The sequence below is a fragment of the Maritalea sp. genome (genome assembly GCF_051251695.1).
GTDB lineage: Bacteria > Pseudomonadota > Alphaproteobacteria > Rhizobiales > Devosiaceae > Maritalea.
On record NZ_JBPOEU010000011.1, the window covers coordinates 56946 to 70632 of the forward strand.

At 48.3% G+C, this 13687-nt stretch carries 16 protein-coding genes; 11 read left to right on the forward strand and 5 right to left on the reverse strand.

What is annotated here, in order from left to right; genetic code table 11:
- The first annotated feature begins 30 nt into the window (after positions 1-30).
- Positions 31-1071 carry a Leu/Phe/Val dehydrogenase gene (locus ACSHWX_RS08335; protein ID WP_435667745.1) on the forward strand — a complete coding sequence of 347 codons (1041 nt, stop codon included), beginning with the start codon at positions 31-33 and terminating at the stop codon, positions 1069-1071.
- A gap of 60 nt (positions 1072-1131) precedes the next feature.
- Here ACSHWX_RS08335 and mscL read toward each other — a convergent pair whose 3' ends face one another.
- Positions 1132-1557, reverse strand: a complete 426-nt coding sequence (gene mscL / locus ACSHWX_RS08340; RefSeq protein WP_435667746.1) for a large conductance mechanosensitive channel protein MscL — start codon at positions 1555-1557, stop codon at positions 1132-1134.
- A 233-nt stretch (positions 1558-1790) separates the two neighbouring features.
- On the opposite strand from mscL, the gene ACSHWX_RS08345 reads away from it, so the two are divergent.
- Genes ACSHWX_RS08345 through lptB form a run of 4 tightly spaced genes read left to right on the forward strand, consistent with a single transcriptional unit; the run spans position 1791 to position 4311 of the window.
- Complete coding sequence (locus ACSHWX_RS08345; protein ID WP_435667747.1) at positions 1791-2405, forward strand: ribonuclease D; 615 nt, start codon at positions 1791-1793, stop codon at positions 2403-2405.
- Between the two features lie 18 nt (positions 2406-2423).
- Complete coding sequence (locus tag ACSHWX_RS08350; RefSeq protein WP_435667748.1) at positions 2424-3071, forward strand: hypothetical protein; 648 nt, start codon at positions 2424-2426, stop codon at positions 3069-3071.
- Positions 3068-3562: an LptA/OstA family protein gene (locus ACSHWX_RS08355; RefSeq protein WP_435667749.1), complete on the forward strand. Its 495-nt coding sequence runs from the start codon at positions 3068-3070 to the stop codon at positions 3560-3562. Before ACSHWX_RS08350 ends, ACSHWX_RS08355 begins: the two co-directional genes overlap by 4 nt.
- Positions 3550-4311 (forward strand): LPS export ABC transporter ATP-binding protein, encoded by a 762-nt coding sequence (gene lptB, locus ACSHWX_RS08360; RefSeq protein WP_435667821.1) that lies wholly within the window; start codon positions 3550-3552, stop codon positions 4309-4311. The genes ACSHWX_RS08355 and lptB overlap by 13 nt, the downstream gene beginning before the upstream one ends.
- On the opposite strand, the gene ACSHWX_RS08365 is transcribed toward lptB, so the two are convergent.
- Positions 4301-4864 carry a class IV adenylate cyclase gene (locus ACSHWX_RS08365; protein WP_435667750.1) on the reverse strand — a complete coding sequence of 188 codons (564 nt, stop codon included), beginning with the start codon at positions 4862-4864 and terminating at the stop codon, positions 4301-4303. The genes lptB and ACSHWX_RS08365 overlap by 11 nt on opposite strands.
- 166 nt (positions 4865-5030) lie before the next feature.
- Here ACSHWX_RS08365 and rpoN point away from each other — a divergent pair, with 166 nt between their 5' ends.
- Positions 5031-6569, forward strand: a complete 1539-nt coding sequence (gene rpoN, locus ACSHWX_RS08370; RefSeq protein ID WP_435667751.1) for an RNA polymerase factor sigma-54 — start codon at positions 5031-5033, stop codon at positions 6567-6569.
- 25 nt (positions 6570-6594) lie between these two features.
- Here the strand turns inward: rpoN and ACSHWX_RS08375 are convergent, their stop codons facing one another.
- Positions 6595-7506: a glutaminase gene (locus ACSHWX_RS08375; protein WP_435667822.1), complete on the reverse strand. Its 912-nt coding sequence runs from the start codon at positions 7504-7506 to the stop codon at positions 6595-6597.
- A gap of 389 nt (positions 7507-7895) precedes the next feature.
- Here ACSHWX_RS08375 and hpf point away from each other — a divergent pair, with 389 nt between their 5' ends.
- Complete coding sequence (hpf, locus tag ACSHWX_RS08380; protein WP_435667752.1) at positions 7896-8462, forward strand: ribosome hibernation-promoting factor, HPF/YfiA family; 567 nt, start codon at positions 7896-7898, stop codon at positions 8460-8462.
- 33 nt (positions 8463-8495) lie between these two features.
- The gene (locus tag ACSHWX_RS08385) at positions 8496-8963 is read left to right on the forward strand and encodes a PTS sugar transporter subunit IIA (RefSeq protein WP_435667753.1); all 468 of its coding nucleotides are present in this window, start codon (positions 8496-8498) and stop codon (positions 8961-8963) included.
- Positions 8964-8994: 31 nt separating this feature from the next.
- On the opposite strand, the gene ACSHWX_RS08390 is transcribed toward ACSHWX_RS08385, so the two are convergent.
- Together ACSHWX_RS08390 and ACSHWX_RS08395 are read right to left on the reverse strand one after the other, a co-directional pair.
- Positions 8995-9264 (reverse strand): DUF1150 family protein, encoded by a 270-nt coding sequence (locus ACSHWX_RS08390; RefSeq protein ID WP_435667754.1) that lies wholly within the window; start codon positions 9262-9264, stop codon positions 8995-8997.
- Between the two features lie 63 nt (positions 9265-9327).
- A complete protein-coding gene (locus ACSHWX_RS08395; RefSeq protein WP_435667755.1) occupies positions 9328-9750 on the reverse strand; it encodes an Hsp20 family protein in 423 nt (140 codons plus the stop codon).
- 208 nt (positions 9751-9958) lie between these two features.
- Between ACSHWX_RS08395 and ACSHWX_RS08400 the strand changes: the two genes are divergently transcribed.
- The 3 genes from ACSHWX_RS08400 (at position 9959) to ACSHWX_RS08410 (ending at position 13632) form a co-directional block, all read left to right on the forward strand.
- Positions 9959-10798 carry a glycosyltransferase family 2 protein gene (locus ACSHWX_RS08400; protein ID WP_435667756.1) on the forward strand — a complete coding sequence of 280 codons (840 nt, stop codon included), beginning with the start codon at positions 9959-9961 and terminating at the stop codon, positions 10796-10798.
- Positions 10799-10958: 160 nt separating this feature from the next.
- The gene (locus ACSHWX_RS08405; RefSeq protein WP_435667757.1) at positions 10959-12554 is read left to right on the forward strand and encodes an ABC transporter substrate-binding protein; all 1596 of its coding nucleotides are present in this window, start codon (positions 10959-10961) and stop codon (positions 12552-12554) included.
- Positions 12555-12624: 70 nt separating this feature from the next.
- Complete coding sequence (locus ACSHWX_RS08410; protein ID WP_435667758.1) at positions 12625-13632, forward strand: ABC transporter permease subunit; 1008 nt, start codon at positions 12625-12627, stop codon at positions 13630-13632.
- The last annotated feature ends 55 nt before the right edge of the window (positions 13633-13687 follow it).

Genomic DNA, 13687 nt, shown 5'->3' on the forward strand with positions numbered 1-13687 from the left:
AAAAATAAAAATACCTCTGGGGATTTGGGTATGATCATTAAAGAACTAGATGCGCCAGGTTACGAGCGCGTGGTTTATGCCGAAGATAGCACTTCGGGGCTAAAATCTATTATTGCGCTACACAGTACGAAATTGGGCCCTGCCGCTGGCGGATGCCGAATGTTCAAATATGACAGTCTTGAAGCCGCGACAATTGATGCCCTTCGACTAGCACGTGGCATGACATATAAAAACGCGGCGGCAAGCCTGCCGTTGGGCGGCGGAAAGTCGGTCATAATCGCTGAACCTAAAACGGACAAAACACCTGAACTGATGCAAGCTTTTGGGCGGTTTGTTGAGGCGCTTCAGGGCAGCTATTACACGGCTGAGGATGTTGGGATTTCAGTTGAAGATATCGCTGAGGCAGCCAAATTCACCTCGTTTGCCGCCGGTTTGACAGATGGTCCCTACGCGAGCGGAGACCCTTCCCCGGTCACCGCAAAAGGGGTGTTTTTGTGCATGAAAGTTGCGGCAGAACATGGTTTGGGGTCGCCCGATCTAAACGGGAAAACAATTGCGCTTCAAGGTTTGGGCCATGTTGGCATGCACCTTTGCCACTATCTGCATGATGCCGGCGCAAAGATTATTGCAGCAGACATCAACCCAATGGCCATCAATGAAGCAAAAGAACGTTTTAACGCGACGATTGTCGAACCTGATGCGATTTATGCTCAATCTGCGGACATATTTGCGCCATGTGCCATGGGCGCAAGCGTTTCAGTGCCCTCGATTGCTCAGCTTAACGTCAAGGTGGTTGCCGGGGCTGCCAACAATCAACTTGCTGATGATAATTGCGGGCGCCTGCTCGCCGATAAAGGCATACTTTACGCACCAGACTATGTGGTCAACGGTGGAGGGATCATCAATGTTGCAGCGGAGATTCTCAAGATATCTGATCAAAGCTGGGTAAACGGCAAAGTCAAACAGCTTGGTGAGACAACGGATCAAATTTTGCGTAAATCCAGCGACACTGGCGAGTTTCCGCACAGGGTTGCTGATCGACATGTTGATGATATTTTGGCGGCGATTTAGGATCTGGATCTGAGTTGAACGGGGTCGGCAAACCGACCCCACTCGATTTGATATGAGAGCTTATTTCTTGGCCAAGAGATCTCGAATTTCAGCCAACAAAATTTCTTCTTTTGAAGGTACTGGCGGCGCTTTGGGCGCTGCTTCTTCTTTTTTCTTCATCGAATTGATGCCTTTGACGACCAAGAAGATCACAAATGCCACAATTAAGAATTTCACGACCGCGTTGATAAACAAGCCGATGTTTAATGTAACCGCGCCAGCTTCTTGAGCTGCTGCCAATGTTGCATAATTGCCAGCCGCTTCGTCTTTTAGAACGATGAACATGTTTGAAAAGTCAACGCCACCAATCAGCAATCCAATTACAGGCATAAACACGTCGTCGACCAGTGAGCCAACGATCGCGCCGAACGCCGCGCCAATGATAACCCCGACAGCCAAATCGACCATGTTGCCCTTCATGGCGAAAGTCTTAAATTCTTTGAGCATAATCAGTTCCAACCCCTATCTAATTCCGCAAAATCGTTCACGCCCCTTGGTCGTGAACATCGCTGAAATCATAACGTATTTGCTATCTATGGCAATTGGATTTGCAATGGGTGCGATCTGACAACCACTTGTCTGGCGGACACAAAAACAATGGATCGAATAAACCGTTTCAATTGCCTGCCAATGCAGGTAAAGATTTAAAAAAGATTTGCTCAAATAATAAGGCCCACTTTATGACCATCAGACTGCACAAAGGCGACCTGCCAAATTTAGACAATTATGGACGCCAAGTGGCAATCGACACCGAAACAATGGGGTTAAACCCGTTTCGTGATCGCTTGTGTGTTGTTCAACTTTCTGCTGGTGACGGCACCGCTGATGTTGTTCAGATCGAGTTGGGACAAACCGAAGCGCCGAACATTCAAAAACTGCTCGCAGACGAAGATGTTACCAAGCTTTTCCATTTTGCCCGGTTTGATATCGCTTCTTTGTATAATGCGTTCGGCACCATGACCACGCCATCATATTGCACCAAAATTGCTTCTAAACTGGTGCGCACCTACACGGATCGTCATGGTTTAAAAGAATTGTCGCGCGAACTTTTGGGCGTTGATATGTCAAAACAGCAGCAAAGTTCTGACTGGGGCGCTGATGAATTAACAAGCGCACAAACTGAATATGCCGCAAGTGACGTGCTTTATTTGCATGATATACGCCGCCATCTTGATCGCATGCTGCGACGCGAAGGACGACTGGAAATGGCCAAGGCATGCTTTGATTTCTTGCCCACACGCGTTCAATTGGATTTGGCTGGTTGGCCTGAAACTGACATTTTTGCCCATAGTTAAGATAGGCAGGCACTTTTAATGCTGGACGCAAGCTCAAGCGGTCGTCATCCGCAAGTTGATCAGTTGTTTAACGCGATTAAACGACGTCAATTTGTGGTGTGGACCTTGCGCTTGCTGGTGCCACTGTGCGGCCTGTTGTTGTTTTTCGTTTTGATCGCCCCCATTGTTTTAGGAGTGCTTTTTCCAACCGCGCAGTTTGATGCGATCCGCATTTCAGGTGATCGATTGGTTGTTGATGCCCCTCGCGCCAAAGGAAACTTGAGTGACGGTGGTCGATACAACGTTTCTGCGCATAGTGCGGAAACCGACTTAATCGACCAAAATGTTGTCACTCTTGTTGATTTGTTAGGTGATCTCGACTTTTCGGATGGTACCACTGCTCGCGCAACATCTGCAGATGGTGTATACACATTTTCAAGTGAAGAACTTGAACTACTTTCCACGATAGATATTTTGGCGAGCAATGGTGATGAGGGCACAATTGGTAGTGGTCTTGCAAAAATCGCAGAGCAAGTATTTGAAGGCCAAGACGGCGTGAGCTTTCGATTTATTGATGGCACAACTCTTGATGCTGACACAATGTATTATGATGCTGGACGGGGACTATGGACATTCAAAAACTTCACCCTTAATTTCACTTCGCCGGAACAAGAGTTAAAGCAATGAGCATCCCCCGGATCCTAAGCACGTTAACACCCACATTCCTTCTGGTAATTTCGCTATTTTGCACACCATCGTTTGCTCAATCTGATGGGCCAGTGAACATTACGGGCGCTCAATTTGATATTGACGAAAACCAAAACATTGCAACATTCACTGGCGACGTGGTGGTTGTCCAAAAAACATTTACACTTTGGGCACCAAGGGTGATTGCGTACTACGGAGAAGGCGGTCCGTCAGAGCTGAAGGAAATTACAGCTGATGGTCGCATCCGTGTGGAATATGGCACCCAGACAGCAATCTCAGATCACGGTATTTATGACCCGAAAACGAAGATAGTGCGCATGATCGGCAATGTGTCTGTTACCCAAGCCGACGGCAGCAACGCTGTAAACAGTGAAGAAATGGTTATCGATTTGGCGAACGATACAACACGTTTTGTCGGCACCGGCAAAGATGATGGCCGGGTGACCGCCGTGTTTGGATCGGACAATTAGTCGTGAGTAGCTCTGAACTCGACCCGACGGGATGGCTGGTTGCCCATTCACTGGCCAAATCATATGGCAAAAAAGTTGTCATTCGCGATGTATCGGTTGCGGTAAACCGAGGTGAGGCCGTTGGCCTTTTAGGGCCGAATGGCGCCGGGAAAACCACCGTCTTTTCAATGATCATGGGGATTATTGCGCCTGATCAGGGTGAAATTCTACTTCACGGACGGCCCATCACCAAGTTGCCGCTTTTCCAACGTGGACGATTGGGCATGGGGTATTTGCCGCAAGAGCCATCGATTTTCCGCGGAATGAGCGTTAAAAACAACATTCTGGCTATTCTTGAGGGACATGTAAAATCGCGCAAAGGCCGCCAAGAACGGCTGGATCAATTGCTGGAAGAGTTTTCAATCACCCATATTCGCGACGCGGATGCGCTTGCGCTTTCTGGCGGGGAACGCCGTCGGGTGGAAATTGCCCGTGCGCTAGCTGCCGATCCTGTGTTTATGCTTTTGGATGAACCGTTTGCCGGGGTTGACCCGATCGCGGTTGGTGAAATTCAATCGCTGGTGCAACAACTCACCAATAGGGGTATCGGCGTGCTGATCACTGACCATAATGTGCGCGAAACGCTTGGGTTGGTGGACCGTGCTTACATCATTCATGGTGGGCAAGTGATGATCCAAGGCCGACCCGAGGCGATTAGCGCCGACCCCGAAGCACGTCGGGTCTATTTGGGTGAAGATTTTACGCTTTAGCTGCGGCATCAATTATTTGGGCATATGAACGAGTTTCCAAGTTAGTGAGTGATAACCCAAGAAGTTGTACCGCTTCATCAACAAGCCTTTTCGCTTCAAGCAGTTGGTGTTCTTCTTCTACCATGATGGCAACTTCAACAAACGCGCCAAACCCATCCAACTTGTCCAACGTAACATGGCATTTGCCCAGAAAATGTACGTCTCGAGCCTTCTTGATGCACCGAGTTTGCTGATAACCCAGCCCAAAAAACATCTGACAGACTTCTACGAAGCCTTTGGTTTCGACCGACCTGCACTCATCAACGCCCGGACCTTTGGAAATAATCAAGACCCGATTAGAAGGAACCATCTCTCGAACCACCAGCGCTTGGTTGTTGCTGGAAAGTGAATTGTCAGGAAGATCGAGATAGATGTCCGTTTCTGAACCTCCCTGCATGAAGGGTTGGCTCCCCAACGCCTTAAGTCGCTGACCAATAACTTGCAAATCGTCACATTTAAATTTTTGTTCGACTTCAAATCGCCCTATGAAATGTTCCCCTGTATCTAATTTCACGACGGCTCTCCTGTGTTCGACAAACATTGTGCATTTGAGAATTAATTAACCCGCTTTGGAACTTCACAAAGAAACTGGCACGAAACTTGTATATGCGGCTTGTGCATGGCGGGCAAATCGTGGCATTTTCATCAATAGCAACAGATGCGCAGTGGAGCAAAACTTAATGGCGCTAATGCCACGCCTTGAACTCAGACAATCTCAAATGCTTAAATTGACGCCTCAATTGATGCAGTCAATCAAGCTGTTGCAACTGTCGCATCTTGAGCTCTCTACATTTGTTGAAAATGAGTTGCTACATAATCCGCTGCTTGACCGGGCAGAGCCCAACGCTGATGAGCGCGGTGACAATGAAGGCAATTCCGCCGAACCAGACCAACCTGAACATGGCGATAGTGGTCCAACTGATATTGTCAGCCAGGGTGAACAGTTTGAAAGCGCGACTTCGTTGGCAAGCGAAATGGATACTGACGCGGCCAGCCTATTTCCCGAGCAGGTGGGGCAAGATAGTGTTTCTCAGTCCACCACCAACTGGCAAGAGGGGCGAGGCCAAAGCCTTAGTGGCGGCGTGGGCGCTGAAAAGGCTGAGATCGATCAATATGTTTCCTCCACCAAATCACTTGGTGATCATTTGATCGAACAGGTTCACCTCATCTTGCGACATCCGGGCGATTTGCTGATCGCCAGTGCCATCATCGAAAATCTCAATGAAGCCGGATATATCAATATTGAGTTGGCACAAATTGCTGACCTGTTGGGTACCGAGCTAGGACATGTAGAAGCGGTGCTCGAAGCTATTCAGGGCTGTGATCCCATCGGCATATTTGCCCGGAACGTGCCTGAATGTCTTGCCATCCAGCTCAAGGAAAAGGACCGACTTGATCCGATGATGCAGGCTTTGCTGGATCATCTTGATCTGGTTGCAGCGCATAAATTCAAAGAACTCATGGCATTGATCGATTGCGACCAAGATGACCTTAAAGACATGCTGGATGAAATTAAGCGCCTTAACCCGCGTCCTGGTGTTTCTTTTGAGGGGACGCCCATTCAACCAGTCGTTCCAGATGTTTATATTCGCCCAGCAAATGATGGCGGTTGGGAAATTGAGCTGAACAGCGAGGTCTTGCCCAACGTTTTAATCAACAGAACTTATTATGCTGAAGTGTCGGCCAAAGCGAAGAAAGGCGAGGAAAAAAACTACCTCACCGAATGTTTGCAAACCGCAAACTGGCTAACCAGAAGTCTGGACCAGCGCGCACAAACCATTTTGAAAGTCACCAGTGAAATTGCTCGAATGCAGGATGGCTTTTTGTTGCATGGCGTTTCCCACCTCAAACCAATGACGTTGAAGATGGTGGCTGAAGCTGTGGATATGCACGAATCTACGATAAGTCGGGTCACCGCCAACAAATATGTTGCCACCCCACGCGGGCTTTTTGAATTGCGATATTTTTTCACCAGCGCCATTTCCAGCTCGACGAGTGGTGATGAGGATCACTCAGCCGCTGCTGTGCGGCACGAAATCAAGCAATTGATTGATGCGGAAGACCCCAAGAAGATTTTGTCAGATGACAAAATCGCCGTCATTTTAAATGAACAACATCAGATGGGGGTCGCGCGTCGTACTGTTGCGAAATATCGCGAGGCGATGGATATCCCATCTTCTGTTCTTCGACGCAGGCAAAAGCGTGAACTGCTAGGCTAAGTGCCTCTTTTATTATCCGCGTCTCTCACGCAAAAACCGACCAATTGAGTTGATCCACCACATCTTCCAGCATCCCAGTGCCCACAAGTGAATTGCCTCTTGTGTCTAATCCCGGCGACCACACGGCGATTGAAGCGATACCGGGCACAACGGCAAGGATCATGCCGCTCACCCCGCTTTTCGCAGGAATGCCCACACGATATGCAAATTCACCAGAACCATCATAATGGCCACATGTCAGCATAATAGCCGCAATGCGTCTTGCTCGTCTTTCCGAAACTATTTTACGTCCACCCGCACCGGTCGCGCCGCCAAACGCTAAGAACCGCCCGGCGCGAGATAGTTGCACACATGACATTGAAAGCGCACATTGGTGGAAATAAACGCCTAAAGTCATTTCCACTGAATTGCGTAAATTGCCATGTGAAGCCAAATAATTAGCAAGCGCGCGATTGCGGTGGCCGGTTTCAGCTTCTGATTGGGCGACCAGCTTGTCGATGATGATTTCATCGTCATCTGCCAATGAGCGCACGAACTGAACCAGTTCACCCAACGCTTCCTTTGGACGATAGTTTGATAAAATGGCGTCCGTCACCACGATGGCGCCGGCATTCACAAATGGGTTCCTTGGAATGCCGTTTTCATGTTCCAGCTGCAAAATCGAATCAAATGAAGAACCCGATGGTTCTCGCCCCACCCGCGTCCACAATCGGTCGCCTTGTGCGCCCAAAGCCAATGCCAGTGTAAAGATTTTGGAAACAGACTGTATCGTAACCCCATCATTACAATCACCAGCGCAGATGGTTTTGCCGTTCGCCAAGGTTATGGCGATACCTGCTTTTTGCGGATCTGCTTTTGCTAGTTCGTAAATATAGGTAGCAACCACACCACGTTCTTCGCGCTCGCGCGCACGCTCCACAGCATATTTGGCCGCCAGCTCAGTGCGTTCTTGATCCAAGTGTACAGTCTCCCCAAAACGATACAAAGCCAATGATTTAGGGAACAGGAACGGTCCCAAAGGTGCAACAGTTCAGCGCAATTGTTGAACTTATCCCCTTGTGAAACAAGTGCCCAATTGGCGCAACTTTTTGTGGAATTTTTTCAAATTTTGCAAAACAATAAATGCGCCGCAAAAAGCGGTGTGATTCACTGGTGCATAGCTATAAACACTACCCTTTTTTTTAAGCGCATGGAAGGGAATTTGAGAAGATAATCTAACATTTGAGCGATTGCTCTTTTGCTATACTCGGCGTTAAGCTTTGGTTGTGAGGATACTCTCCTCGGCTCTAGAGCCCTTCAAATAAATCCAACGAAATGGGGTACATAATGAACTTACGTGTTTCAGGAAAGAACATGGATGTCGGCGATGCATTACGCACGAAGGCATTAGACCATCTCGAATCTGCGATCACTAAATACTTTGATGGCGGATATGATGGCCACCTCACTTTGGAACATGAAGGCAATCGCTTTAACGCGGATTGTCACATTCATTTAGATACAGGCATGATTTTGCAGGCGAGCGCTGACGCGGGTGATGCAACCTCGGCATTTGAAACCGCAGCCGAGCGCATTGAGAAACGCCTACGACGCTATAAACGTAAATTGAAAAACCATCGTCGGGTCGCTGGCATTGGTGCAACCTCCCAATCATATGTTCTGGCGTCGCCAGAATCAGAAATAGAAGTGGACGAAGACTTCTCCCCAGCGGTGATTGCAGAAACCACATCCAACTTGCATTCAATGAGTGTAGGGGAAGCGGTGATGGAACTTGATATGACCGAACAGGACGTCATGGTTTTTCGCCATGCTGGACATGGCCGCGTAAATGTGGTTTATCGCCGGGCTGATGGCAATATTGGCTGGGTTGACCCAGAGCCACAGGACGCTTAAGACGCGCTTTTCGAATTAACCAAGAGAGAATTCATGGAACTGGCTGATATCCTTTCAAAGGATGCCATAGTGCCTTGTGCTAAGGCCACTTGTAAGCGTCAATTGCTGCAGCTTGCTGCAGACAAAGCCGCAGAACTTGTGGGCGGTGATGCACATGAAATCTTTAAAACGTTAACCGAACGCGAGCAATTGGGCACCACGGGGCTTGGCGATGGTATCGCCATTCCCCACGGCAAAGTTGCAGGCCTGAGCGGCGTGACGTGTATCTTTGTTCGCCTTGACCACCCGATCGATTTTGATGCGGTTGATGAAAAGCCCGTCGATTTGGCATTTGTGTTGCTGGCACCTAAAGGCGCGGGCGCAGACCATCTTAAAGCTTTGTCCCGAATCGCCCGTTTGGTGCGGTCTAACAATATAGCAGAACAGGCCCGCTCACTCCGCGATGGCGATGAGCTTTATCAACTTTTAACGAGCATACCCGGTCAATCTGACGCCGCTTAATCTCACAAAGTGAGTTTTACGGCTTTAGGCCCTAATGACGCACGGCGATGTTTTGGCCTTTTTCAGCCAACCATCGGTGAATGGCATCTTGATCGTCAGTGATCAGTAAGGGCGTGCCATCCGCACCGAATAGTGCTTCAAATTCGATCTGCTCTGGTGCGTCTTTTGCTTGTGGAAACATCGCTTTAAGCTGTTTGCCGGTCAGTTGACGGCTATAAACGATCTTATCTTCGCCCAGCGCCCGAAAATCTTCAGTGCTTAAAGGTGTCGCGGTTGGTGTCGTAATGTTTGAATTTGTCATATTTTACTCCGAAACTTAAATTGATGGCATCGCCATACTTTTTCTTAGCTTGCAGATTTGGTCTTAGGTTGCAGACTTGATTTTGATCCGTTTGGCGACTTTTTCGACATTTGGCCGCCTGATCAAAACGTTCAATAACCCATCGCGTAGATCCGCGCCTTCGACCAACATGCTTTCGGCAAGCAAGAAGCTGCGCTGAAATTGTCGGGCGGCAATGCCGCGGTGCAAAAATTCGCGTTTTGGATCATCAGATTGACGTCCACGTATGAGGAGTTGACTATCTTCAAGGGTAATTTCCAACTCATCCTCAGAAAAACCTGCGACCGCAATTGAGATCAAAAAGGTCTCTGATCCATCTTTGGCGCAAACCCGTTCAATATTGTAAGGCGGGTAGCCATCGGCGGCTTTGGCCAGTCGGTCTAGCCGTTGTTCGAACTCGTCAAACCCGAGGAGAAATGGAGAGGAGAAAAATGACATTCGTGACATATTCTTTTCTTGGAGCATCTGCCTTTGGGCCAAACACTCAACTGTCCTTTTAAAAGCAACTTTTTTGGCCCGCTTAGCGGCACCTCATGTTAAAGATATGGTTAGCTCATAAAGAAGTTCAAGTCACAAGTTGATATCTGGTCGCAAAAATGGCGTTGAAGGCACTGCCTGACGCATCTTCTTCAACTTTTCAGTGAGATTAAGTCCCATGTTCATTTCCATCGTTATGCCCGCCTACAACGCGCAAAATACCATCGCTGCTAGCGTTCGAAGCGCTTTAGCGCAAACCCACATGGATTTTGAACTGATCATTTGTGCGGATGACCAACAGGATTATCGTCACCTATTGCGCACAAACCAAATTGATGACCCGCGCATAAAATTCACCCAAACCGATGGTGTTGGCACAGGCTCGTCAAATGCCCGCAATGTCGGCATGAGCATTGCAGGCGGGCGTTATATCGCTGTTCTGGATGCTGACGATCAATTTGCGCCCGACAAATTAGAGCAAATTGCTGTCGCATTGGCGCAACATCCCTTGGTCACGACCGGGTTGGAAGTTGTGACCCAGACAGGCGAGCATTTAAGATTTGTTGGCTGCACAGGAAAAGATCGTTTGCTAAGCGCACAACACTATAAACGATGCAACATCTCAATGGACAGCATGGTCGCACATGACCGAAAACTGGTGCCGATCAAATATGATACAGATCTGCCGTGCCTTGTTGATTTGGGTTTAATTTTGGACGCCTTTTGCCATGTTGAGCACGCGTTTCATATTACGCGCCCGCTTCATCAATATTTCAAACAAACGATATCCATCAGTACCGGCCCTGAAGCCGGGCAACGGTACGTCAGAATCAAAAAGTTGCTGATTGAGCGTCTTCAAGCCGGTTACTACCCGCTCTTAGGGGGCGAAAAAGCTGCTCAAGGCATGATTTCGTTTCTAAATCGATCACTTTTGGCAGAAGCGCAGTTCAAGAATGCCCAACAAATCAATCCAGCACTGATCTTTGAAGATCACCTCGAATCAATGCTAAGTCATTAGTTGGCTGGACAAATTCACGGGTTTATTTACAAAGAATGAGTTTTGTCGGACAATTCTGGCAAAATTCTTTTGATTTGCGGTTGCGCAAAAGCTCAAAAGCGGTTTTGTTTACCCGGCGGCGTCCGAGTGCCGTAAATGATAATTGGAGGGATACAATATCATGAGAAGATTTACCAAGCTGTTGGCAGCAACAGCTCTAATGAGTGTTATGGCGGGCGGTGCCTATGCCAAGACACTCGTATATTGTTCTGAAGGGTCTCCTGAAGGGTTTGACGTTGCACCATATACTGCCGGTACAACATTTGATGCCTCTTCTAAGCCGCTTTACAACCGTTTGGTTGAGTTTAAGCGCGGCACATCAGAAGTTATTCCAGGTCTAGCTGAAAGCTGGGAAGTTTCAGAAGATGGTTTGGAATATACATTTAATCTACGTAAAGGCGTAAAGTTCCATACAACTGGTTTCTTTACTCCATCACGTGACTTTAATGCGGACGACGTGCTGTTCACATTTGACCGTCAGCGCAATGCAGATCACCCATGGTACGAATATGTACCGGGTATTTCTTGGGAATATTTCAACGGCATGTCTATGCCTGACCTGATCGCTGATATCGTTAAAGTTGACGATTACACTGTGAAGTTCATGCTGACACGTCCAGAAGCTCCAATGGTTGCAAACCTTGCTATGGATTTTGCTTCAGTTGTTTCTGCAGAATATGCAGACCAGTTGGCAGCATCAGGCACACAAGAAATGCTAAACCAAGAGCCAGTGGGCACAGGTCCATTTAGCTTTGTTGCATACCAAAAAGATGCTGTGATCCGTTATGCGGCACACGGCGACTATTGGGGTGGCAAGCAGCCTATCGACGATCTAGTGTTCGCGATCACAACTGACGCGGCAGTTCGCGCTCAGAAGTTGAAAGCTGGCGAATGTCACGTTGCTCCATATCCTAACCCTGCTGACATTGATGGCCTAAAAGCTGATAGCAACTTGGTTATGATGGAACAGCAAGGCTTGAACGTTGGTTACCTTGCTTACAATACGCAAGTTGAGCCGTTCAATAACCCTAAAGTGCGTAAAGCGCTTAACATGGCGATCAACAAGCAAGCGATCCTTGATTCAGTATTCCAAGGCGCTGGTTCTGCTGCGAAAAACCCAATTCCACCAACCATGTGGTCTTACAATGACGCGATCCAGGATGATCCATATGATCCAGCAGCGTCAAAAGCAGCACTTGAAGCTGAGGGCGTAACCGGTCTTGAGATGGAAGTTTGGGCAATGCCTGTTCAGCGCCCATACAACCCGAATGCCCGTCGTATGGCTGAACTGATCCAAGCTGATTTCGCCGAAGTTGGTGTTGACGTTCAGATCGTTTCGTTCGAATGGGGTGAGTATCTTGCTCGTTCTAAAGAAGTCGACCGCAAAGGCGCAGTTCTTCTTGGTTGGACAGGTGACAATGGTGATCCTGACAACTTCCTAGCGGTTCTTTTGGGCTGTGATGGTGTTGGCGGCTCAAACCGTGCTCAATGGTGTAACGAAGAGTTTGATGCTCTAACGCTTAAAGCCAAAACAACTTCAGACATGGCAGAGCGTACCAAGCTTTATGAAGAAGCACAGGTTGTGTTTAAACGTGAAGCTCCATGGGCAACAATTGCGCACTCAACAGTGTTCATGCCAATGTCAACCAAAGTTAAAGGCTATGTAATGGACCCATTGGGTGGCCACTGGTTTGATGGCGTTGATCTTGATCAGTAGATCTTGATGACACTTTGAATGGACTTGAGCAGGCGCTGGATTTTCAGCGCCTGTTTTCTTAGGAAAAAGAATGTTTAAATTCATCTTAAATAAGTTGGCACTGATTGTGCCCACATTCTTCGGCATCACCATCGTGGCTTTTGGTTTCGTGCGTGTATTGCCTGGGGATCCAATCCTAGCGCTCGCGGGAGAGCGCGGGGTAAAGCCGGAACGGTACCAAGAACTTCTGGTTCAGTTTGGCTTTGACCGACCAATTTGGGAACAATATTTCACCTATCTGGTCAATTTGTTCCAAGGCGACTTTGGGACTTCAATTTCGACAAAGCGCCCTGTTTTGGACGAGTTCCTGACCCTGTTTCCAGCCACTGTTGAACTGGCCTTATGCGCCATCATCTTTGCGATTGCCTTGGGCATTCCAGCAGGGATCATTTCAGCGGTGAAACGTGGATCATGGTTTGATCAGTTGGCCATGGGCACCGCGCTTGCGGGTTACTCAATGCCGATTTTTTGGTGGGGGCTTTTGCTCATCATCTTCTTTTCGGGCACATTGGGATGGACACCGGTTTCAGGCCGCATATCGCTTATCTACTTCTTCCCACAAGTCACCGGCTTTATGCTGATTGATAGTTTGCTGTCAGGGCAACAAGGCGCGTTTAAATCCGCGTTTATGCACCTGATATTGCCGACCATTGTGCTGGGTACAATTCCGCTGGCGGTGATTGCGCGTCAAACACGCTCAGCCATGCTAGAAGTGTTGGGCGAAGACTATGTGCGTACGGCACGCGCGAAAGGCTTGGGGCAATTGCAAGTGATCGGCGTTCACGCTTTGCGCAATGCACTTATTCCGGTGATCACAACCATTGGTTTGCAGGTCGGCGTGTTGCTGGCGGGTGCAATTTTGACAGAAACTATCTTTTCTTGGCCGGGTATCGGCAAGTGGATGGTTGATAGTATTTTTAGACGGGATTATCCGTCTGTGCAGGGTGGATTGGTGCTGATCGCATTGATTGTTATGGTGGTGAACCTAACAGTTGATGTGCTTTACGGCCTCATTAACCCGCGCATCAGGCATCAGTGAGGACTTTAGATGACTGATTCACAGGTAACAAAAATTGACCCATCTCAGGTCAAAG